At 43.8% G+C, this 23,139-nt stretch carries 19 protein-coding genes and 1 pseudogene; 13 read left to right on the plus strand and 7 right to left on the minus strand.

The window, feature by feature from the left end; all coding sequences use genetic code 11:
• Positions 1-436: 436 nt before the first annotated feature.
• Together L4C44_RS17805 and L4C44_RS17810 are read left to right on the plus strand one after the other, a co-directional pair.
• Positions 437-2,782 (plus strand): ATP-binding protein, encoded by a 2,346-nt coding sequence (locus L4C44_RS17805; RefSeq protein WP_146489760.1) that lies wholly within the window; start codon positions 437-439, stop codon positions 2,780-2,782.
• A gap of 1 nt (position 2,783) precedes the next feature.
• On the plus strand, positions 2,784-3,671 hold the full coding sequence (locus L4C44_RS17810; protein WP_048612067.1) for a mechanosensitive ion channel family protein: 888 nt from the start codon (positions 2,784-2,786) through the stop codon (positions 3,669-3,671).
• A 141-nt stretch (positions 3,672-3,812) separates the two neighbouring features.
• Here the strand turns inward: L4C44_RS17810 and L4C44_RS17815 are convergent, their stop codons facing one another.
• From L4C44_RS17815 to L4C44_RS17825, 3 genes are all read right to left on the minus strand, one after another.
• A complete protein-coding gene (locus L4C44_RS17815) occupies positions 3,813-5,432 on the minus strand; it encodes a methyl-accepting chemotaxis protein (RefSeq protein ID WP_285954923.1) in 1,620 nt (539 codons plus the stop codon).
• Positions 5,433-5,693: 261 nt separating this feature from the next.
• Entirely contained in the window at positions 5,694-7,721 is a 2,028-nt protein-coding gene (locus tag L4C44_RS17820) for a sensor histidine kinase (RefSeq protein ID WP_428805496.1), read from the minus strand.
• Entirely contained in the window at positions 7,711-9,174 is a 1,464-nt protein-coding gene (locus L4C44_RS17825) for a sigma-54-dependent transcriptional regulator (RefSeq protein WP_029405312.1), read from the minus strand. The genes L4C44_RS17820 and L4C44_RS17825 overlap by 11 nt, the downstream gene beginning before the upstream one ends.
• A 303-nt stretch (positions 9,175-9,477) precedes the next feature.
• On the opposite strand from L4C44_RS17825, the gene L4C44_RS17830 reads away from it, so the two are divergent.
• The 6 genes from L4C44_RS17830 to L4C44_RS17855 all read left to right on the plus strand — a co-directional run bounded on the left by L4C44_RS17830 (position 9,478) and on the right by L4C44_RS17855 (position 14,869).
• A complete protein-coding gene (locus L4C44_RS17830) occupies positions 9,478-10,284 on the plus strand; it encodes an ABC transporter substrate-binding protein (RefSeq protein WP_060982038.1) in 807 nt (268 codons plus the stop codon).
• Positions 10,285-10,492: 208 nt separating this feature from the next.
• The gene (locus tag L4C44_RS17835) at positions 10,493-11,191 is read left to right on the plus strand and encodes an ABC transporter permease (RefSeq protein ID WP_009846742.1); all 699 of its coding nucleotides are present in this window, start codon (positions 10,493-10,495) and stop codon (positions 11,189-11,191) included.
• Between the two features lie 10 nt (positions 11,192-11,201).
• A complete protein-coding gene (locus L4C44_RS17840; protein WP_048611022.1) occupies positions 11,202-11,921 on the plus strand; it encodes an energy-coupling factor ABC transporter ATP-binding protein in 720 nt (239 codons plus the stop codon).
• Positions 11,899-12,483, plus strand: a complete 585-nt coding sequence (gene mobA / locus L4C44_RS17845) for a molybdenum cofactor guanylyltransferase MobA (protein ID WP_017067176.1) — start codon at positions 11,899-11,901, stop codon at positions 12,481-12,483. The genes L4C44_RS17840 and mobA overlap by 23 nt, the downstream gene beginning before the upstream one ends.
• Positions 12,483-14,300, plus strand: a complete 1,818-nt coding sequence (locus tag L4C44_RS17850) for a bifunctional molybdopterin-guanine dinucleotide biosynthesis adaptor protein MobB/molybdopterin molybdotransferase MoeA (RefSeq protein ID WP_428805497.1) — start codon at positions 12,483-12,485, stop codon at positions 14,298-14,300. Before mobA ends, L4C44_RS17850 begins: the two co-directional genes overlap by 1 nt.
• Positions 14,301-14,602: 302 nt before the next feature.
• Positions 14,603-14,869 carry a DUF2960 family protein gene (locus L4C44_RS17855; protein ID WP_004733780.1) on the plus strand — a complete coding sequence of 89 codons (267 nt, stop codon included), beginning with the start codon at positions 14,603-14,605 and terminating at the stop codon, positions 14,867-14,869.
• Between the two features lie 159 nt (positions 14,870-15,028).
• Here L4C44_RS17855 and nagK read toward each other — a convergent pair whose 3' ends face one another.
• A complete protein-coding gene (gene nagK / locus L4C44_RS17860; RefSeq protein WP_327783821.1) occupies positions 15,029-15,937 on the minus strand; it encodes an N-acetylglucosamine kinase in 909 nt (302 codons plus the stop codon).
• Positions 15,938-16,100: 163 nt separating this feature from the next.
• The gene (locus tag L4C44_RS17865) at positions 16,101-16,847 is read right to left on the minus strand and encodes a tRNA-uridine aminocarboxypropyltransferase (RefSeq protein ID WP_428805498.1); all 747 of its coding nucleotides are present in this window, start codon (positions 16,845-16,847) and stop codon (positions 16,101-16,103) included.
• 68 nt (positions 16,848-16,915) lie between these two features.
• Between L4C44_RS17865 and L4C44_RS17870 the strand changes: the two genes are divergently transcribed.
• Complete coding sequence (locus L4C44_RS17870; protein WP_428805499.1) at positions 16,916-17,719, plus strand: sterol desaturase family protein; 804 nt, start codon at positions 16,916-16,918, stop codon at positions 17,717-17,719.
• Positions 17,720-17,904: 185 nt separating this feature from the next.
• On the opposite strand, the gene L4C44_RS17875 is transcribed toward L4C44_RS17870, so the two are convergent.
• Positions 17,905-19,950, minus strand: coding sequence for a methyl-accepting chemotaxis protein (locus L4C44_RS17875; protein WP_428805500.1), 2,046 nt, complete (start codon positions 19,948-19,950; stop codon positions 17,905-17,907).
• Between the two features lie 104 nt (positions 19,951-20,054).
• On the opposite strand from L4C44_RS17875, the gene L4C44_RS17880 reads away from it, so the two are divergent.
• Complete coding sequence (locus L4C44_RS17880) at positions 20,055-20,540, plus strand: C40 family peptidase (protein ID WP_327783823.1); 486 nt, start codon at positions 20,055-20,057, stop codon at positions 20,538-20,540.
• 97 nt (positions 20,541-20,637) lie between these two features.
• Here L4C44_RS17880 and L4C44_RS17885 read toward each other — a convergent pair whose 3' ends face one another.
• Positions 20,638-20,982: a DUF3802 family protein gene (locus L4C44_RS17885; RefSeq protein WP_048665016.1), complete on the minus strand. Its 345-nt coding sequence runs from the start codon at positions 20,980-20,982 to the stop codon at positions 20,638-20,640.
• Between the two features lie 600 nt (positions 20,983-21,582).
• Here L4C44_RS17885 and L4C44_RS17890 point away from each other — a divergent pair.
• The 3 genes and pseudogenes from L4C44_RS17890 to L4C44_RS17900 form a co-directional block, all read left to right on the plus strand.
• Complete coding sequence (locus L4C44_RS17890) at positions 21,583-22,449, plus strand: fructosamine kinase family protein (protein ID WP_428805501.1); 867 nt, start codon at positions 21,583-21,585, stop codon at positions 22,447-22,449.
• Positions 22,450-22,565: 116 nt separating this feature from the next.
• Positions 22,566-22,769: a CPXCG motif-containing cysteine-rich protein gene (locus L4C44_RS17895; protein WP_060982030.1), complete on the plus strand. Its 204-nt coding sequence runs from the start codon at positions 22,566-22,568 to the stop codon at positions 22,767-22,769.
• A 129-nt stretch (positions 22,770-22,898) separates the two neighbouring features.
• Positions 22,899-23,139, plus strand: a pseudogene (locus tag L4C44_RS17900) (IS3 family transposase); the annotation flags it as partial.

Genomic DNA, 23,139 nt, shown 5'->3' on the forward strand with positions numbered 1-23,139 from the left:
AATGTGAAAAACGTCGCAACGTTACTTGTTCAGGGCTTTAACTGCAAGTATTGATTGCATTTACCCGCTATTAAGTGAGTGATAACCCAGCCAAATCATAGTTTGAGCTAACTCACACTTTTGATTTTCAATTTGCTGCCTAAAATCCGTCGATTTTCAGGGGAAACAAAATATCGAACAGCGACCTATAATGGGCGGTATATAACGTCCTAAATCATGCCAACCATTGAATATATCGTATGCTGATTGGTCGCAGTGAAACTAACCTGACCAAAGCAACAGCAGACATAGGCAAGACTAGCCTAATCCCTGACAATTTCATGACAAAATCGGTCGAAACAGGAATAAAGTACTCGCCCCCGATACCGGATTGGATTTCACAAAGTCAGATTAACTAACTATAGTAATCCTAACCTCATAATTCTAAGAGACTTTTATGCGTTCACTATCGCGCTTCTTAATCCTCACTTTGGCCATTCTCTCTTGGCCTAGTCATGCCAACTTGGAATATGACTTACAATCTCAGCCGCAGGTATCCGATTCTGCTGTTGCCCTTGATGAGCGAATTGATTCGTTACCCGACCCTCTATTTATGGAAGCGTCGGATAGACGTCAGGTCAACATTTTGCTTGCCGAAGTTCTGCGAGTCCAAAAGCAAGAGATCAAAACCTTCGAGCAACAGATAAAAGCTTACCGAGATAACAGCGACGTCGATCAATGGTTTGCCGTTCAAACCAGTTACGTCACTTTGAATAGCTTGAACGTGAGTAAGCAGCACCTGTTAGAACAGACAAACTCTGCAAACAAAGATCGCTTAACAGGTTTTGGCCCTTATGGTGTCACCCAATTTAAGCAAGAGTGGGAATTAACCAAGCTCAATATTGAGTATCTTGTTTACTTCCAAATTCGTAGCTTTAAAGCGCTTGTTAAAGACATCTTCATTTCGCCAGTGCCTGTGATTGGTGCATCGTTAAAAGTGCTATTCATCTACTTTGGTTTAGTGTGGTGGCTTGCCAACAGCACCCGTTTGATCGAGTTGTTTAGAATTAATTTTCTTGAAGCGAAAACGAACCCTCCTTTTTTAGTAAGGGTAATCTGGTATATCAGTCGCGCTGATCGTGCGATTGCTTGGCTCATTGCGATTACCCTTTCACTCAGGGTACTTTCGAGTATCCCTAGTCTACAGCATCTGATTTTCCTCGAGATCTTCACGTGGTGGATTCTAGGTGGTTCGATTGCCATCAGCTTTATTCTTGAACTGGCCTACCGCTTGGGTCGTACATCTAATAAAGAAGTGATAGCGCTTCGTCTATCGACTATTCGCCGTTATGTATGGAGCTTCATTGTTGCGGGTGTGACTCTGCAAATTTCGAGTATTACGTTAGGCAAAGGCACTATCTATAGTTGGATCTACAGCGCTCTGTTTTTCTGGTTTGTACTGGTTACCATTTCGGTACTCAGATTATGGCGAGCGAAAGTCTTTGATACTCTGCAACACATCTCCGATCGTCCGGTATGGGTGAATTGGGCGGTGAACCGAAAAGATACCTTCCTACTGAATATACTCGCGACAGCAATTGGCATCGTATGGTTGAGTGTTTACAACTTCCAACACCGCATCATGGCATTGCTATCCAATTACACGCTGTTTAGCCAAGCCTTGGCGTATCTGTTTAGAATCGAAGTGGCTAAGCAGTCTGATCTTGATAAAAATCAGCAAAACTTGGTTCGAATCAAAGGCGATCAAACCTATGAATACATTCTGCCGGGTAATATCGACAGCACGCTAATTGATTATGCGGGTGACGAAATTAAGCAACTGTCTCGCTACTTGATGTCGGACAGCCCTGCTATCTGTATTGTGTCAGGCGAACGTGGTGTTGGCGCGACGACGCTGCTTTATACTTTATTGCACAAAGTCTCTAACGCAGAGCCCGTTTATGTGAGCTGTCCTTATGCCGGTTACCAAGAACTTTTAGCGCATCTTGCCGTTAGTATTGGTTTGGAAGAAGAAGCCACTGAGATTCAGATCTTGGCGCATTTGCGTAAGAGCAATACGACTTATCTGATTGCGATTGATAACGCACAACGACTGGTGAAACCAATGGTTGGTGGCTTGTCTGATTTGATTCGTTTAACCAACCTTCTGCGTCGCTCTAAAAAGAACCACCGTGTCGTGATATCGATTGCCAAATCGAGCTGGCGATTTGTGGATAGGGCGCGTGGCGAACGTTTGCTGTTTGACTTGGTGTGTTTCCTTCCACGTTGGACAGAAAAACAAGTTGGTGAGCTTTTGAATAGCCGTATTAACACGGAGCTTGAAAAGCCGTTGTCGTTTGATGGCTTAGTGGTTCCTAAGCAATGGGACCAAGATGATATGAGTGAAGAAGAACGTGCACGCCAAGGTTTCTATCGAATCTTGTGGCACTACTCTGATGGTAACCCTACCGTTGCGTTGCGTTTCTTCCGGCTCTCTTTGAACCGAAATAAAGAGACAGATCAAGCCGTGGTGCGTTTGTTCCATGTTCCGGAAGCGCAGGAACTGGAGAATATGCCGAAACCGATGTTGGCTGTATTGCGCTCTATCGTGCAATTGGAAATCGCATCTCCGGAAGTTTTATCTGAATGTACACAACTGAGCACGGCAGAAATAACGGGGATTCTGCGTTACTTTGAAAGCCGTGGTTATATTGGTTGGCATGAAGAAAAGGCTCGGATTTCTGAGCACTGGTTCCGCCATATTACGAACGTTCTCGACCGTCAACATCTACTGGTGAAGTAAAATGAAGAAGTTATTTATCCTACTATTTGTTGGCTTGGCAAGTGCTGTCAGCTTCCCGACCTTTGCGACGGAAGAGTTAGCCAATGTGGAAAACATCTCAAAGATAGCTAGCCTTGTGCGGTGGAGCGGCGTGTTCTTCTCCATGATTGTTATTGCTGCAATGTGGTTATTGCTCAAATTCATCAACTCAATGGTGACCAGTTTTGGTAGTCAGTTTGTGCAATATCGAATGTTGCTACAGAAACTGCAGTCGTTTACTCAGTTCTTTATTTACGTGAGCACCGGTCTTATCGTGTTCATGATGAGTTTTAGAATCAACGACCAAATTCTGGCTTTGATTGGTGGTACCCTCGCTGTATCCGTTGGCTTTGCGCTTAAAGACTTGGCAGCGTCATTCATCGCAGGTATCACCGTGATGATCGATAGACCTTTCCAAGTTGGTGACCGCGTCACGTTCGAAGGTAACTACGGGGACATTATCACTATTGGTTTGCGTTCTGTGCGTATGAGAACTTTGAATGACGACATCATTACCATCCCGAACAACAAGTTCTTAAATGAAGTGACGACGAGCGGTAACTATGGTGCATTGGATATGCAGGTCGTGATTCCGTTTTACGTAGGAATGGATGAAGACATCACCCTAGCCCGTGACTTGATTCAAGAAGCTGCGTCTTCAAGCCGCTACATCCACTTGCCTAAGCCTGTTACGGTTCTGGTTAAACAGACGATTACGGATAACTACCTGGCGATACAGTTAACTTGTAAGGCTTACGTCGTCGATACAGCTTATGAAAAGTTGTTTGAAACAGACATTACCTTGCGTGTGATGAAAGAGTTCAAAAAGCACAACATCAACCCACCGAAGATTTCAGTGGCAGCGCATTAATTGAAGCTGGTTTAAGGTTTACGGTCGGAGATTGGATTAATCCCCGAGATACCAATAAACGAAAACACCTCCGGACTTATCTCGAGTACGGAGGTGTTTTTTTATTCGATTTGTCTGCGCTAAGAGTAAGCGCTGCTGGATTTATACCTTAAAGTATTTCAACTGTTCAGTAAGGTGCTCTGTTGTGTTGGCCATTTTCTGGCTGTCTTCTGCTAGCGATTGTGAGGCCTGAAGTACTTCGTTTGCAGCTAGGTGAATCCCAGTGACACTTTCACTCATTTCAGTTGCTACCGTACTTTGCTGTTCTGAAGCCGCTGCGATTTGTGCGACCATGTCATTGGCGTTGTGAAGCTCATTCACAATCACATCAAGTTGTTGGCGAGTCTCGTTAGATGCGACAACACTGTGGTCAACCTTCTCATTGCTGCTTTGCATTGCTTTGAAGGTGCGTTCCGCTTGTTGAGTCAGTTTTTCAATTGTGGATTGAACTTCGTTCGTTGAATTTTGAGTCCGGCTAGCAAGATTACGGACTTCATCCGCGACAACCGCGAACCCTCTTCCTTGCTCTCCTGCACGTGCCGCCTCTATTGCTGCGTTAAGCGCTAATAAGTTCGTTTGTTCTGACACATCACGAATGACGCTCACAACTTGACTTATCTCGCTTACGCCGGATTGTAGGTCTCTTACTAATTCGTTAGCCGTAGAGATGTTCTCTGAAACTTGAGAGATGGTTTTAGAAGTGACCTGCATGTTGTCATCATTTTGGTTGGCATGATCGACGACTTTATTGGTACTTGCCGCCGTGCTCTCTGCATTGACCGCGACATCTGAAATAGTGGCGCTCATTTCTGTCATCGCAGTAGACAATAATTCAAGCTGAGCATGTTGCGAGTTGACACTGGTCGCCGCCTCTTCACTCGCTTGAGCAATGTGACTTGCCATATTGCTCGATAGATCCGCAGATTCATTGGCGGTACGTAGTGTACTTTGCAGCTTATCAAGCATGGTGTCGATCTGTTGGCTCATATCACCCAGCTCATCTTTGCGCGTCATGTTCATACGTACACGAAGGTCGCCATCGGCAATCTTATGGGTGTTATCGATAAGCTTATTAAGAGGTACAAGGATATTATTGGATATCGCGTAGCCCATTGCAAACAGTAGGCCAGACAACACAACCGCAACCATTCCTTCTTTAATCGCCAACGCGTAGAATGCATCTTGAATATCAGCGACCAATATTCCAGAACCTAACACCCAATTCCATTCAGGAAAAAGTTGTACGTACGATATCTTATCTTTTAACTCTCCATTCGGACTCTTCCATTGGTAGTCAAGAAAGCCTTTCTGTTGTGCAGTTTGAGAGATGGTCACCATCTCACGCCAGTGGTACTTGCCCGCACCGTCTCTTAAGTTACCCGCATTCTTGCCATTGAGTTCTGGCTTAAGGGGATGACTAATAATGTTGAGTTGTTGGTTTAAGATCCAAAAATAGTTGGTGCTGTCATAGCGAAGCGTCTCAATGGCTTGAAGTGCTTGTTTCTTTGCTGTCTCTTCGCCAAGGATATTTCGTTGGTCATAATAGTGTTGAGCTAAGCTTACTGCTGTTTCGACTTGAGCACTGAGTTTATCTTGCCGCTCTTCCAAGGAGCTAGCGCGCTGTTGCATTAGATTAAAAGTGGATGTCATTACCAAGAGAACAACCGATAGAATGACGATGGAGACGAGTTTTGATTTGATAGATAGGTTACTTAATTTCATAGCTGACTGACTTTATTATTTGTTTTGATTATGGATTTTCGGCCAAGGTATCAAAATTTCGTACAGTTCAGATGATATGCATCAAGATCGAAATATATACACTGTGTTACATAAGCAAAAAGAGGTGCTCGTCAAATCAGCAGAGGTTGAGATCTCGCTTGCGATAGATTAGTAGTGCGGGATTTTCGTGCTTGGCCTGAAAGCTCAAGTAACAGCCCAAGCACTTAATGTAACTGTCGAGTGACAGCCGGTAAAATTAACCTAGAGATTCGACACCAATAATTGAGGTGTAGCTTTTTGTTGGAGGTAGATACTAAAGCGACTTCCCTTGCCTACCTCAGATTCAACTCGGATCTCGCCACCCGTTTGGCTCAAGATACTTTGAGAAACGGACAAACCTAAGCCTGTACCGTCTCTTTTGGTGGTATAGAAAGGCGAGAAAATGCGTTTCAGTTGCTCTTCCTTAATGCCGCAGCCTTCATCTTGAACATGAACGATAGCGCCATGAGACACGCCATTTTCAACCCAATCTTCACTCGAAATGGTTAACGTGCCCTGTCCGTCCATTGCATGAATCGCATTCATTTGTAGGTTAACCAGAATCTGCAGCAATTGGTTTCGGTTCACTTCTACGGAGGTTCTAGCATTCAATTGCGAGACATACACAATGCCTTTCTTCTTCGCGCCAGTCTTTACGAGCGTAATACTTTCATCCACAATTGGATTGATATGCTGCCACGTGATTTCGTCTTGTACGCCACCGTGCCGGCTGTATTGTAGTAGGCTTCGTGTAATATTTCGGATTCGGTCAATCTGCTCCATGATGGCGTGGACCTCTTCATCGACGCGGCCCACTTCATCACCGAGTTCAAACTTCATCAGTTCAACATTGCCAAGAATTACTGCCGTTGGGTTATTGATCTCATGAGCAATGCCTGCCGTGAGTTCACCGAGTGCTGCTAATTTTTCATTAACCACCAGCTTATCTCGGGCTTGATTGAGAAGCTTGATATGCAGTTCCAGTTCTTCAGTTTTCTCTTTCAAACTGGCGGTACGAGAGTGAACTTTACACTCGAGTTCTAACGCCGCTTGTTGAATCTCTTGATTACGTTCGTGCAGCAGATCTAGCATCTTGTCGAACTGTTTGGCGAGCAGAGTAAGCTCGTGTTGGTCATCTAAGCCTAACGTACCGATACGTTTGTCTTTACCCAATTGCACGAGCTTCACCACTTTATGAATTCTTTCAATTGGGTCGAAAAGATCCCGAGCACCACGGTGAACGATCAACCCAGAAGCAAGCAACAGCAACACAATGATAATGCTGATTTCGCCAAGGTTAGTCAGGTAAGTTTCGATGAGCGGCCATATTAGATAGCCGGTATACAGCATGCCGATTACGTTATTAAACTGGTCGTGGATCGGTTGGTAAGCCGTGATGTACCAAGCATCGTACACATACGCTCGATCTAGCCACTCTTTGCCTTCGTTCAGGACTTTTGAGTGAACCTCATGAGAAACTCGCGTACCTATTGCCCGCCCTACACTGTCTTCACTGCTTAAAGGAACGTTGGTGCTCACACGAAGATCATCAAGGAAGACCGTGACGGTACCGACATGACGATTAAAGTCTTCTCTTTGGGGATAGATAAGATTGCTGATTTGGTCGACAAGTTGAGTGCTGTTATTAAGCAAAATCCCGCCATCAAGAAAACCAATTACATTATCATTGCCATCTTTTACGGGCACAACGGTTCGACTTACCAATCCGCGGGTCTCAACTTCTTGGCCATTAAGCATCGGAACTTCCGCTTTTTTAGCAAGATCCCGATCGAGATGGTTGAGTTCGCTACGGCTTAAGACGCTGAAAAACGAAGACTTGTGAGTCAAATTTAGATATTCGAGTTTCTTTGCCATACTTTCGACACTGCGCCAGCGCAGAAAGTCGAGCTCATAGCGAGATTTGTTTTCAGAAACCCAACGCGTGAGATCCTTTTTAGAAATATCACTCGCGAGTTTGACGCGGAAATTATAAGACTCAGCAAACGCACGAACGTTGTATGCCTGCTGATTTTGAATCAAGTGAATACTGTTCTCTGCCACGTCTAAGCGCTCATCGACATCAATCAGTGCCCCCTGCCACGTGTAATGAACAGACCAATAGAGAGTGATAGCCACAAGTGCACACAAGGTCAAAATGATCGGAGCAGATGTTAGGAATAATAAGCGATAGCGAACCATGGTTTTGAACCGGAACGCCCACTTTGAGCACCAATGGCGTCTAATCAGCATATTCAGAGCCTTCTGTGTTCCAATCTTTATATTTACGCTCTAGGGTTTTACGAGCGACGCCAAGATCTCTCGCAGCAGCCGATTTATTACCGTCATGGAAGCTCACAAGTTGTTCTATATGAGACTTCTCCACTTCTTTCAGTGTCCAAGTGTTTGGGTAACCCTCGGCAGCGTCTGCATTATTTAAGTTTGGTATTTCCGCACCATGTGACACCGTCACTGAAATGCTAGCCGGTACAGGATCGCCATTAATCTCGCGCCAATAGTGTGCTGGTGGCTTGTCTAAAAGAATGCATCGTTCGACTAAGTTTTTAAGTTCACGTATATTCCCCGGCCATTCGTATTCATTCATCGCCAAGATATCTTCATGTGCCCAATTGGGAACCGGCATGCCAAGTTCATTCGACAATAGACGAGTGAAATATGGAACAAGCTCAATCAAGTCTGATGGGCGCTCTCTTAGTGGCACAACATCAATCTTAAGTACATTGAGTCGGTAGAACAGATCGCGGCGAAAGTGCCCTTTATCAACCTCTTCCTGAAGATTTCTGTTGGTTGCTGCCACCACGCGTACATCAACGGCAATTTCCTTCTCGCTACCGACTGGACGAATCGTTCTTTGTTCTAACACACGTAACAACGCAGCTTGCATTGGCAGTGGCATTTCACCTATTTCATCAAGGAATAAGGTGCCACCACTTGCGACTCTGAACAGACCCTCACGGTTTTTCTTCGCACCAGTAAATGCGCCAGAGGTGTGTCCAAACAATTCACTTTCGAGAAGCTCCGGGGCAATCGCACCACAGTTGATTGGTACAAATGGTCCGGTGCGTTTGCTGGCTTCATGTACACCACGCGCAACCAACTCTTTACCCGTACCTGACTCACCTTCTATTAAAACTGATGCTCGAGACGGTGCAAATTGACTGATCAATAGTTTGAGCTGTTTGGTCTTGTCTGAATTGCCGATCAATTCGGTCTTGATATGACGACTAACATCACGCTTTAACGCGTACTGCATTCTTTGGTCGAGTCGCTTATCCATACAACGCAGAACCGCTTGTATCATCTGTTCGAGGTTGAATGGCTTAAGAATAAAATCTGAAGCACCAAGCTTAAGTGCAGATATGGTCATCTCTAGATCAGCATAACCCGTCATGAAAATCACATCGGCGCGTTTGTCATTGTCGTTAAACGCCTCTTCCCACTCAATACCAGAACGACCTGGCAGGTTGATATCAAGGACGATGAGATCAAAATGTTCGCTAGAACGTAGTGTTTCAGCTTCTTCAACCGAACCTGCGCTTGATACCTTGCCAAAGAACTTACCTAGTGCTTTCTTTAAGATAGCCTGCATACCCAATTCATCATCCACGACCAAAACGGAAAACGCCTGATAGTGAGTCAATGTGTTCGGGTTGAGATTGGATGCAGATGAACTAGGTAAAGACATAATGATTAGCCGGTGAGGAAAGTTGGGACAGAGTGTACCAATTAACCCTTTCTCCAACAGGGGCAATGTGCGACATTTTGTCCTAGCTCATGTTTTGATTCATTTTAACGGGGTAAATGGCGCAGTTTTGTGCGAAATAACAGCAATTTAGTGAGATCTGATGCATGATTTATTGGCATTAAGATTGCTTATAAGGTGTAGATTTCTAATTACAACAATTAGCGTCTTATGCACATGCCCTTCTTCGAGCCCTTTAAAACTGAAGGCATGTCATTCATTTATAACAGAATGGACATAATAATAATGAAAGCAATTCCCTTAACTATTGCAGCTCTATCTATCGTCAGTTACACGGCTAGCAGCGCGGAAGACACCACTCATATCAAGTTGGCGACAACCACAAGTACTTATCACTCTGGTCTACTGGACTACTTATTACCTGAGTTCGAAAAGGATTCTGGTATCAAGGTTGATGTTCTAGCCGCAGGTACAGGTAAATCACTTCGCATGGGCGAAAATGGTGACGTTGATTTGGTGATGACTCATGCACCAAAAGCAGAAGCTAATTTCGTGGAAAAAGGTTACGGCGTTTTACCTCGTAAGCTGATGTACAACGACTTCGTCATCGTTGGTCCACAAAATGACCCTGCGAAAATTGAATCTCAAAAAGCAGTGGCAGATGTGTTTAAAGCGATCGCGACTAATAACGTGACGTTTGTATCTCGCGGCGACGATTCAGGTACTCATAAGAAAGAGATGGGTATTTGGGCGCAAACTAAAATGGAACCAAACTTCGGTGGCTACCGCAGTGTTGGTCAAGGTATGGGCCCTACTCTGAACATGGCGTCTGAAATGCAAGGCTACACGATGACAGACCGTGGTACTTGGTTGGCTTACCAAAATAAACTGGACCTAAAAATCCTTTTCCAAGGTGATAAGAACCTATTTAACCCTTACCAAGTGATTCTTGTTAACCCTGAACGCTACCCAAGCATCAATTACCAAGCTGCGAAAGTATTCAGTGATTGGCTAGTTAACCCTAAAGGCCAGAAACTGATTAACGACTTTAAACTGCATGGCAAACAACTGTTCGTTGCAAGTGCAGAATAGTTTGTTCCAAGTCGTGAGTCGTTGGCTGTAAGTAAAGAGCAGTGTTGAAGAGGTGGTCCAAACCAACAAACACTACACTTAACGAATCAGTTATGATCACGCTTAAAAACAATAGCTGACCAATACAGGCTCAAATATATTGTGTCAGCTATGATTAACATCAGTCATTACCGATAAAAACCTATTATCGATTCACACGAGATACTTCATGACCCTATGGCAAACAACGATTGATGCAATGAATCTACTAGTGAGTTTTGACCACGAATTGTGGCAAATCGTTGCGGTATCCTTCAGCGTGTCTTTGTCCGCCATCTCATTAGTGATTGTTCCTGCAATCCTTATGGCTTTCTTATTGGCTTATACCGAGTTCCCCGGGAAATGGGCTCTGCTTTCAGTGATCAACACCCTGCAAGCGATCCCTACCGTGGTTATCGGTTTGTTGATGTACATGATGCTTTCTCGCTCTGGCCCGTTAGGTGATTGGCAATTACTGTTCACCCAAAAGGCAATGATTTTAGGTCAGATGCTGATCTGTTTCCCTATTCTAGTTGCGATGATGCATGGTGCTCTGCAGGCCAGTGACCGCCGAGCGGTAGAAACAGCGCGCACACTTGGCGTATCAACAACACGCGTGGCGTGTACCTTGATTTGGGAAACACGTTTTCCTCTATTGGCTGCAACCATTGCTGCCTTTTCTCGTATCGTGACAGAAGTAGGTTGTTCAATGATGGTCGGTGGCAACATTATGGGGATGACAAGAAACATCCCAACGGCTATCGCCATGGAAAGCCACAAAGGCGCATTCGCTCAAGGTGTCGCCCTCGGTATGGTGTTATTAGCATTGGCATTAGCCCTTAACTTTTTCCTTTCCAGTGTGAGAGGAAAAGGCTATCTAAGAACTTAGGAACGCTGTCATGAGTATAAAAATAACAACGCAGCAAATTTCAATGCGCTACAAAGAGCGTGTTTTGTTCCACATTCCCGAATTGTCGATCGGCCCCAACGATGCCATTTATCTCAAAGGAGACAATGGTGTTGGTAAAACGACCCTACTTAAAATCTTGTCTGGATTAATTCAGCCGAGTTCTGGCCGTATTCAGTCCCCGACACAGAGTTGGCAACAGAAATTATTTCCTCGGCTCAAGTTCAAAGACATCATCTACCTGCATCAAACCCCCTATCTTTTTGATGGTTCGGTGTACCAGAATGTCGCTTATGGCATTCGCTTTAACAAAGAGAGCCAAAAAGATAAGCGAGCTCAAATAATTAATGCATTGAGAATGGTAGGTTTAGAAACCTTGGCAGATGAACACATTTCTGTGTTGTCTGGTGGTGAACGTCAACGCGTGGCAATGGCTCGAGCTTGGATTCTTAAGCCTTCAATCTTGCTTATGGATGAACCAAGTGCTTCTTTAGACAAAGAATCTATTGAAAGATTGGTGATTATGGCCGAAGATCTTCTTCAGAGAGGCGCGAGTTTAGTCATCACAAGTCACCAAACTAACGCGTTAACCGATTTATGTAAGAAGCAGTGGTGGATCAAAGACAATACTTTGACCGAATCCCCGCTTCTGCAAGTTATTCAAAAAGATAAAGCACAAGAGAATATTTATGCTGCTTCCAACGCAAACTAGTTGGGTTATTTTGGCTGGCGGACAGGCCAGTCGTATGGGCGGAAAAGATAAAGGACTCGTTGAGCTCAACGGTTCTCCGCTTATTCAATACGTTATAAACAAGCTGTCACAACAAGATGTCAGCATCACTATCAATGCCAATCGTAACTTAGACAGTTACCAAGCATTTGCTCCGGTTGTTTCCGATTCTTTCCCTGACTACCCAGGTCCGTTGGGTGGCATTCATGCTGGCCTTAAAAACGCGAACACAGACTGGGTTGGCTTCGTTCCTTGTGACAGCCCACAAATCAGTGACGACCTTGTTGAGCGTTTTTGTTCTGCAGTTAAAGAAGACAGCGACATTCTTGTCGCGCATGATGGCGAATTTAAGCAACCTGTATTCACCCTATTCCACAAGCGTGTTCTACCAAAGTTAGAAGCGTTTTTGGAACGTGGTGATCGTAAAATCATCTTGCTATACAAAGAGTGTGTCACCGAATACGTTGATTTTAGCGATTCTCCTAACTGCTTTGTAAACTTGAATACGCCAGAAGAACTCACCCAATTCGGAACGCTTCAATAATGAAAGATTCAAAACAACGCCCTAACCTTCCTTTATTGGGCTTTGCTGCTTATAGCGGTACAGGTAAAACGACCGTACTTGAAGCCTTGTTACCTTTGTTAACCGACGCAGGTTTAAAAGTTGGCGTTCTTAAACACGCTCACCATGATTTCGATGTCGATAAGCCGGGTAAAGACAGTTACCGCCTACGCAAAGCAGGCGCGAATCAAATGTTGATCAGCTCTCGTAACCGTCACGTGATGATGACAGAAACGCCAGAAGCCGAAGCGGACTTTGATTACCTGCTTACACGTTTCAATACCAACACGTTAGACTTAATTCTGGTTGAAGGCTGCAAGAACATCGCCTTCCCTAAGATTGAGCTTCACCGCGACGAAGTGGGTAAACCTTGGCTTTATCCAAATGATGACAACATTATTGCTATCGCCGCAGACAGCCAGGTTGAATCCGATCTGCCACAAATGGCGATCAGCGACTTAGAAGCGATTCGTGATTTCATCATCGATTACGCGCAGTCCTTTGACCTTGCCTCTACAACAGGCAAAGCAGTGTCATGCTCGTCTTCAAAAGACGCTGCGCCAGCTGTTTGTTGTGATTCGTTCTCTCCTGCAGGATTAACTGTCACTCAAGGCCAGCAAAAGATTGTTGATAGCATTGATGCACTTGAGCTGACGGAATCTGTTGCCCTAGAAGAAGGGTATGGTCGCGTATTGGCAGAAGATGTTATTTCACCAATCAATGTACCTCAGAACACTAACTCTGCAATGGATGGCTACGCTATTCGTAGTGAAGATTTAGATCTGGATAGCTACCACGTTGTTGCTGAAGTTATGGCAGGACACAGCTACGACAAGACAGTTCAACAAGGTGAAGCGGTTAAGATCATGACAGGCGCACCAATGCCAGAAGGCGTTGATGTCGTTGTGATGCGCGAACAAGCTGTTCAAGATGGCGATAAAGTTAGCTTCCTTGATGCTAAAATATCCGTAGGACAAAATGTCCGTATGGCAGGTGAAGATTTAGAAATCGGCCAACCTGTCTTTACACGTGGTACACGCATCGAAGCACCAGAAATGGGCATGATGGCGTCGTTAGGTTTTGGTACCTGCCCTGTTCTGCGTAAAGTGAAAGTAGGTGTGTTCTCTACGGGTGACGAAGTTCAAGCTCCGGGTAGCGAGCAAAAACCAAACTCTATTTACGACTCGAACCGTTTTACTATTATCGGCATGCTTCAAAAGCTTGGCTGTGACATCGTCGATTACGGCATCATTGAAGATGACGAACAAAAGATGATGGACGTGCTGCACTCTGCGTCGCTTGAAACCGATATGGTCCTGACTTCTGGTGGCGTATCTGTTGGTGATGCTGATTACATTAAGCTTGCGTTAGATAAGCTGGGTGAGATTAACTTCTGGCGTATCAATATGCGTCCAGGTCGCCCATTAGCTTACGGTAAAATTGAAAACAAACCTTTCTTTGGTTTGCCGGGCAATCCAGTTGCAGTCATGGTGTCGTTCATTAACTTTGTAGAACCAGCTATTCGTAAGCTACAAGGTCAAACCAACTGGACACCAGTGAAAGCGAACGCGGTAGCGACTGAGCAATTACGATCTCGCCAAGGTCGTACTGAGTTCAGCCGCGGAGTGTTCTCAATGAACGGATCCGGCGTGCTTGAAGTGAAAACAACCGGTAAGCAAGGTTCAGGTATTCTGCGTTCAATGAGTGAAGCAAACTGCTTAATCGAAATCTCACCAGCGGTTGATACCGTAAAAGTTGGTGAGACGGTAACGATCATTCCACTGCAAGGCCGTGTTTAATTGAAGGTTCAATGAGGCCTAAATTGACTTAGTAGTTCTTTAGTTGACTTAGCTGCTTTTTAATTTATTTGGAAGATCTTCGCCAAAACATAGACGAAGCCCCTATATAGATTTTTTGATGTTAGGGGCTTTTTGTTCTGTTGGTTTCGTAAAAGACAACCTGTTCGTTCCTTAAAAGACAGAAAGCTCAAATCGCGATAAGCGTGAAGAACGATAATCTTAAGATTTTGTATCATAACCTTGAGCCACGTACTGTTTTTATGTAGAGTGCGCGCAAAGTAATAATTCTATTGGAGAGCATCATGGCTCGTACCATTCTGTACACTTACAAAGACGAAGACAAAGAGTTACTGTTTTCGAAACAAGAACACCGCACGATCCAAGAAGCTGTAGCTGCAGCTGAAGGTATCGACATCACTGAGTATCTAAAAACTGAGCAACAGCTTGAGTTTATTTCTGATACTAAAGCGGTTCGTAACTACCAAGATAACTATTTCCGCAAGCTTGGCTTTACTAAGCTTACGTTGAAGCAAAAAGACAACCTTGGCGTTGGCAAAAAGAAGAAGTAAGCCCTCTGGCTTCTTTTTCTTAGCTTCTAGCTTCTAGCTTCTAGCTTCTAGCTTCTAGCTTCTAGCAACGAAAACACGAACAATAAAAATGCCGCAACCTCTTTCGAGATTGCGGCATTTTTATTTATGCTTTTTACCTAGCTTAGCATTAAGTTGAGATTACTTAATGTTAAGGAATGCAGCACCACGAACGCCGCCTGAATCACCGTGTTTCGCTTTGATGATCTTAGGACACTTAGCTACAGAAAGCAGGTACTTAGGTATGCGCTTTGGCATTTCTTCGTAGATAAGTTCGAAGTTTGAAAGACCACCACCCAGTGCAACAACATGTGGGTCAAGACCCGTAAACAGGTTCGCAAAACAGATAGCCAATAGCTCCATGAAGCGATCTACGTGCTCCGCCGCTTTTGCTTCACCTTCGTTGTATGCTTGGATGATTTCAATCGCTTTCTTCTTCTCACCGAAGTAGTGCTCGTAAATCAACTCAAAGCCACGACCTGATAGGTAGCTGTCTAGACAACCTTTCTTGCCACAACCACAGCCTAGTAGCGGTGCGTTGTCGCCAAGGTGGAACCAAGCATCAAGAGGAAGACGCATATGGCCTAGCTCGCCCGCAACGTGGTTACGACCAGAGAACACTTTGCCTTCATAAACTAAACCGCCACCGAAGCCCGTGCCTAGAATTAGACCAGCCACTGATGGTTCATCTTTAAGTTCATCATCCCATGCTTCTGAAAGCGCAAAACAGTTCGCATCGTTCTCGATTTTTACACTACGACCAATAAGCGCTTCTAAGTCTTTACGTAATGGCTTACCTGTTGAAGCCGGTACGTTAACAACAAGCATTGTGCCATCGTCTGCGTTTTCCATGCCAGGAAGACCAAGGCCAATTTTGCCTTCGCAAGAGAATTCGCTGTCGTATTTTTTAACTAAACCAGCAATCGTATCAAGTAGTAGTTGATAGTCATCTGTTGGTGTTGGAACACGTTCTGTTGCTACTCGCTCAAGTTTCTCATTGAATGCACCAAACTCAATTTTTGTGCCGCCAACATCGAAGCCGTAATACATGAAATCTCTCCAATTTTTCCCTAAATTCGGGCAAATAAATTTTTTAAATTAAACAACTAAGGAGCATTATCCATAACACTCCCCCTACAAACCGTGATAGATAACAAACTTATCTCGTGATCGAGTCTGTTTGAACAACAAGTCAGCACAAAGCGGTTAAAGGTTAGAGTGAAGTCTCACTTTTACTGTGTTCTATGAAAGCGTTCAGGCTAGGTTTGGTCAGATCTGACTTATAACGCGTCTTGCTTAGCATGTAGCTTTCGCGAAATGCTTCAAACCATAGCTGTAAAGTCTTGGCGCCCTGCTCTTCGCCCGCTTGCTTTAATACTAAGCTCGCGACTTCTGCAGTAGAAAGGTGTTGTTCGTTGTCTGACTTACGCATCATGTATTGAGAAACTGATTCAGGCTCAATCGATAACACAGGTAAACCTTGTAGATATTCTGAACGACGGAAGATACGTCTTGCTTCACGCCAACTTCCATCGATGAAAATCAGCAGCAGCTTTTTATTTGGGTCACGTATTTGTGGCAAGTCTTGAACTACTCGCGTTTTGTCATCTGTGTAGTCTTCAGGAAACACAATGACAGGCTGATACTTGTCGTCTTTCAGCACATCCAGCATCTCTTGATTCGGCTCAGTGCGGTGCCAAAGGTAGGCATAGTTATCTTTAACGGTATCAAGGATTAAACGGCCGGTATTACTTGGTTTGAGTATTTCGTTGTCCGATAAGATCAACATGGTCGCGACGTTCGTATTTACGTCTGGTTGATGTTCACAGATACAGCTGTCTTGCTTGATTTTACAGAATTCACATCGCACGACTTTACACCCGCGCGCATTAAACGGTTTGGTAGCAATGGATAAACGGTGTTGATATAAACGGTGAAAAGCGTGGATTCTCATGGACAATAACGATAAATCTAGAAAAGTGGCACGATTGTACTTACAGTGTCCTTAGAATGATAGAAGGAATTCCCATGCAAGACCCATCACTGCTTCGCCTTGTTTGTTTTATTGTCGTTTTTGGATTGTGTGCACTTTGGGAATCCCGTTTTCCACGTAAAACACTCACTCAAAGCAAATGGTTTCGTTGGGCGAACAACTTCGCTCTGGTTGCTTTGAATAGCTTTTTATTGGCCACTCTCATTCCTATCGCAGCATTTCAAGCGGCGGTTATCGCACAAGAAAACCAATGGGGTTTGTTCAATACCCTGTCACTTCCGAAAGAACTGACCATTCTGGTCTGTGTATTGCTCTTAGATTGCGCTATTTACCTGCAGCATTTGGTGTTCCACCGTGTTCCTTGGTTATGGAAGTTACATCGAGTTCACCATGCAGACCTAGATATCGATGTCACTACCGGAACGCGCTTTCACCCTATTGAGATGATCCTTTCGATGCTGATTAAAGTGAGTTTGGTGATCGCGCTTGGTGTCCCTGTCATTGCGGTCGTGATATTTGAAATTGTTCTTAATGCCAGTGCGATGTTTAACCACAGTAATGCACGTCTTCCGTTATGGATTGATAAGCAATTAAGAAAAGTGATAGTGACACCAGACATGCATCGCGTTCATCACTCGATCATTGTTAAAGAAACCCACTCAAACTTTGGCTTCTTTTTATCTGTGTGGGACATCTGGTTTAAGACTTACCGCGCTCAACCCAAGCTTGGCCACGATAAGGTGAATATTGGTGTTCCCGAGATTCAAGATGGTAAAGAGCAACGGTTGGACTTGATGTTGCGTCAGCCGTTTGCACAATTCCCGACAACGAAAGACTAGATTCAAACTCGTTTGTGGCTCAAGCTGATATTAAACTCAAACCTATATCTAGACAAAAACGCCCTTAGATTCATGTCGGAATTTAAGGGTGTTTCTGTATCGATAGGGATATAAGCGTAGCTAGTTCTTCAACTGTTGTGCTTTTTAGCTTAACTCCGCACACTCGTTTTCCTGTGCACGTTCGTTTACTTCAATACGTATTTGTGAAGCATGGCTTGTTGGTTCCCTGCTATCTCTCCGACTTGTTCTGAACTCTCGATCATAGATTCAAGTTGCAGCTTAGTATTCTCACCCTGCTCAGATACTCGGGTGATTGAATGCGTTACATCGACAGTCGCTCGTGCTTGCTGCTCAGTAGCGACCATGATTTGTTCAACACGCCCTTTGATCTGGCTAACCGCGAACTCTATCTTCTCGAAGGCCTGTTTTACATCTCCGCTGGTGTCCAGCGCATTCGCCATTTCGCTTCGCGATTCCGTTACAGAAGCTCGTGAGCGATCAGCCGCCGCCACCAATTCGTTCATCATATTACGAATATTAGTGGTTTGCTGGGAGGTACCACTCGCCAGTTTTCGTACTTCATCGGCAACCACTGCAAACCCGCGGCCTTGGTCTCCTGCTCGCGCTGCTTCTATTGCGGCATTCAATGCGAGTAAGTTAGTGTTTTCAGCAATACCACTGATCACGTCAACCATTTCACGAATCTGTTTAACGCGAATATCCAAGTCCGTCATCGATTCTTGATTCAGGCTAAGAGATTGCTCAAGCGCTTGTAATCGTTGCTGGTTAAGGCCAACCACTTGGCTGCCATTCACTGACTCATCTTCTGCTATTTGTGCATCGTCGTTCGATGCGTTAGAGATACGGGCAATCTCACCAATGGATGCTTCAAGTTCAGTAATCGTAGTTATCATATTCTGAAGTGATTCGTTCTGCTCATTCAAGCTAGAATTTGTTTGCTCTGCGGCGTCATGACTCACTTCAGCTGTTTGATAAAGCGTCTCACAGTTACGCGTTACCAAACGAACCGAGTCAGCGGTTGAATCTACGACTGTATTGAGTTTCGAAGTGATAACTTGCAGCTCCAGAGGTCCCAACAGTTCACTTTGTTTGGAGAAGTCGTGATCGGCAAGTGAACTTAATTGTTGGGTAATGTTTTTAAGCCCTTTATTCATCCAACGACGTAATACGAACCATGAGATCGCAATGATTACGGCAATCACCAGCCCGCTGATAAACAGCACACTATCGATATTGATGATGGTTTGATTTACAACGAGCTCGCTTTCATCAATCAGTTGGGAAGCTGTAGAAGACAATTGATTCAGTGTGCTGATAACGGTATTTGCTAAGGTAATCACTTGCGTTAAGTTCTGCTCTTGCTGTTTAACCAGTTCGAGTTTCGATAGGATTTGCTTGATAACGCCTTGTTCCGTGAAGCCTTCTTTTACCATTTCATAAGGTGCGGTTAGGCTTGCGAACTCGGCGATGTCTGGGTGCCAATCAGCAAAGTCACCGTAAGCCAAGTTAAGGCCCGCAATTCGATTTCTGAGTTGACGATATTCATCGTGTGCTTTATCAATGTCAGATTGCATCATCAACATCAAAAAGGTGTTCGCCATCGCAGACGCACTGGACGTAAATCGATTCGCAGCATCACTCGCTTCCGGGTTGTCTTCAACCAAAAACGAGCTGATTCGATTCATTTCTGGTCCGATAGATCCAACGCCATAACGGAACTCGCCCATTTTACTGTCGATGATATTTTGCTTACTTTGAATCTCAATTTGCGCTAGCAGTACCGTGTTGGTCATGTTTTGCAGTTGCGTCATGTCATCGATAAGGTTTTGTTGTTGCTCTAAAGAGATCGCTTCAGGAAAAGATTGGGAGATAAAAAGGAGTTCCTCTAGCGTGGTATTACTCTCTGTTGCGAGTTGAACAATTGAGCCCCTTGTGGCATTCAGTGTATCTAAGTCGGTTGATTGGGTGCTGTAAGTGAGAAGTTTTACTTGTTCTAATACGCTTTGCGTTAATTCGGCGTTATGTAGAGCAAGGGGTAATGCTTGTTCTGAAAGTGCATCAAAATGTTCTCCGACTCGCTCAACTCCCCGAATACTAACCATTGACAAAAAACTAACGAGTAAAAGAATGGAAATAAATACAGCGGTGACAGTTTGAATGAGCGAAAATGTATAACGTGAGGGTTTTATTGATAAATTTGTGTCGGGCATGTGAAATCCAATTTGACTACGAAAAGAGATATCCTTAAGTTAGTCCGTATACTAGAAGTCCTTGGTGACATTTATATTTCAGTTTTTTGTCAGAAGAGTTACATATGAAATTCAGAAAAATGGCTGTAGTTACAATAACTTTGGCAACATTGGCTGCTTGTAGCTCGACTCCCTCCCCTTCTCAACTTAGTCAAACCGCTCAAAAACCCTTATCAAAGTCAGAGCAATTGACTACCAATGCATATATGAGTGTATATGAACAGTGGAAAGGTGTGCCATATCATTTTGGTGGGACATCATTTCGAGGCGTAGACTGTTCCGCTTTTGTTCAAATCGCCGTTCAAAATGCGACACAACAAGCTCTACCGAGAACCACAAAAGATCAGAGTAAAAAGGGAAAAGAAATTGCGTATGAACAGGCAACAAGTGGTGATTTGGTGTTTTTCAAAACTTCGATGACAGTGCGACACGTAGGCGTGTATTTAGGAAATAATCAATTCCTACATGCTTCGACATCAAAGGGTGTCATTATATCGAGGTTGGATAACCCTTATTGGGCGTCTAAGTTTTGGCACTTTAGGCGTTTATAACAGCTTAATAGATTAACCGCCAAACAACGTCACTTTTTAAGGTGTAGCTTAAACGCCTAGATCATCGTAGTTAATGGGCTAGCGAGGAAATAGACCGTTAGTCGTACTTGGCGACAGCCGTGTCAAATAGGTTCTTCACGAGCGCGATGTACTCATCTAGAAATACAATTTGCTCGTTGGTCGCTTTCTTCGCCCAAACCCCCGCTAACACTTCACCTAAATCGGCAACCACAGCATCGGCTTCTTTCAAGAGTTGAAAACGAACACTCGAATGCAACTCTGGATTTTGCTCAAAAATAGCCATGATGTTTGTTGAAATCATGTCAGTGATGATGTCTTCAACACTCTCATTGCCTGTATCGCCATTACTATTGGTAAAGACATCCAGATTAAATGATAAGTGCTCGATAAGAGCCAAATAGCCATCGGTTTCTACAACCACAATAAATCTCCGTTTTAAGCTCAAGAGCAGATTAATACGTACTTGCTTAATACTATGTAAATGAAGCGGTTTGTCATCACTTTATTACCAAAAACCGTATTAAAATGATCCTAGTTAGTATTTCAGCTTAAATTTAAATCAATATGGCTCTATGTGTCATACCAGCCCGCTTAAGCTATAAGTAAGTGAACGCCTAACAAAGTCTAAAACAAACTTTTAATTAATGTACTGCGCTAGTTAACAATAGCGATAGTTAACAAGAGTCCTATCCACTTTCTTTAAAAGCTCATTTATGTTGGTGCGTAGACAATAGCAAGCTCCCTCGACTTTTCCAGTTTGAAGGGTTCAAAACCGTTTCCATTGTGATACCAGCTCCAAACAATTTATGACGTCTGATTGGTAATTTCTGTTTGTATTTCAAATATCTTGAATTAGTTTGAGTTCACAAATTGAGTAATTGATTCGGCATAAGCTGAACCAGAGATAAGAACATTGACGAGTGCGTCTATAAATTGCTCAGATTTATCCTAAACTATTGCTATTAAACAAACAGTATTTCTAACTTTGATTTTTTTAACTTTCAGTCCTTGAGGATTTCCTATGTGGCAGGCCATTTCTCAACAACTTTCAGATACTCTTCTATTTAACTTTCAGATTACTGAACGTACTAAGGTTTCCGGTGGCGACATTAACGATTGCTATATGATCAGCGATGGTAATGAACGTTACTTTGTGAAAGTGAACCAGCGAGAATTTTTACCTAAGTTTGAAATTGAAGCTGAAAACTTGCGTTTGCTAAGAGAGACTTCCACCGTTTATGTTCCCGAATTGGTACTGATTGGTAAAACCAAAGAGTGCTCTTTCATTATCCTCAATTACTTGCCAACCAAGCCACTTGAAACGGGTAATAACAGCTTTGATTTCGGGGTCCAGCTTGCTCGCCTTCATCTGTGGGGGGAGCAAAAAGAGTTCGGTTGCGACCAAGACAACTATATCGGCAGTACACTTCAACCTAACCCTTGGCATAAGAAATGGGGCCGTTTTTTTTCTGAGCAGCGCATTGGTTTCCAACTCCAGTTGCTAAAAGAAAAAGGCATCGAATTCGGTGACATCAATGACATCGTTGATGTGGTGAATATGCGTCTTGCAGGCCACAACCCTCGCCCTTCTTTGCTTCATGGGGACCTCTGGAATGGCAACGTCGCAAATTCAGCCTTTGGGCCAATCTGTTATGACCCTGCTTGTTATTGGGGCGATCATGAATGTGATTTGGCGTTAACGGAATTGTTTGAAGGGTTTCCAAAAGAGTTTTATGAAGGTTACCAGAGCGTCAATCCACTCGACGTTGGCTATACTGATCGGAAAGACATTTACAACTTGTACCATCTTCTTAACCACTGCAATCAATTTGGCGGCGAATATTTAGCACAAACTGAAGCATGCATTCAGAAGATACAGGCCGTTTAATATCAATCACAGCTAGCGACTGCGGTCGATATAAGTTGCAATGTTCGATATTGCTATTTATTACGATCTATTCAAGCTACTACGATTGTTACAAGTTACAGTGAGGAGAATTCGCCATGCATAAATACACAGAGAAACATGTCTCCTGCCCCCACTGTGGGCATGCAATCAGCATAACGCTCGATGCTTCTAATGGGAGCCAAGATTTTTATGACGATTGCCCTGCATGTTGCAATGCCATTCACCTCGACATGCAGGTAGATGAAGTAAGAGACAGAATTCACCTTTCGATTGATGCAGACGATGAACAAGTCTTCTGAAATACACCTTCTCTTAGTGAGCTAGAGCAAATTAAAATACAAAAAAGAGCACGTTATGTGCTCTTTTTTGTAGCGTTGTACCGTCCTAAATATGGTTGACACATTTCCAACATGAAATTGGAGAGTGTCATGAAAACAACAAGTAGACGTACTCAACGAGATTATTCTCTTGCCTTTAAATTGTCAGTCGTAAGCCAAGTTGAAAAAGGCGAAATGACTTATAAGCAAGCTCAAGAACGTTATGGGATCCAAGGTCGCTCTACCGTTTTAGTTTGGCTTCGCAAACATGGTCAACTAGATTGGTCTAAAGGAACAGAACAATCGAGAGCGTTAGGAGCGACTATGTCAAACTCTTCCTCAACTCAAACCC

It is taken from the genome of Vibrio satsumensis, from assembly GCF_050337435.1.
In the GTDB taxonomy this organism is placed as follows: Bacteria; Pseudomonadota; Gammaproteobacteria; order Enterobacterales; family Vibrionaceae; genus Vibrio; species Vibrio satsumensis.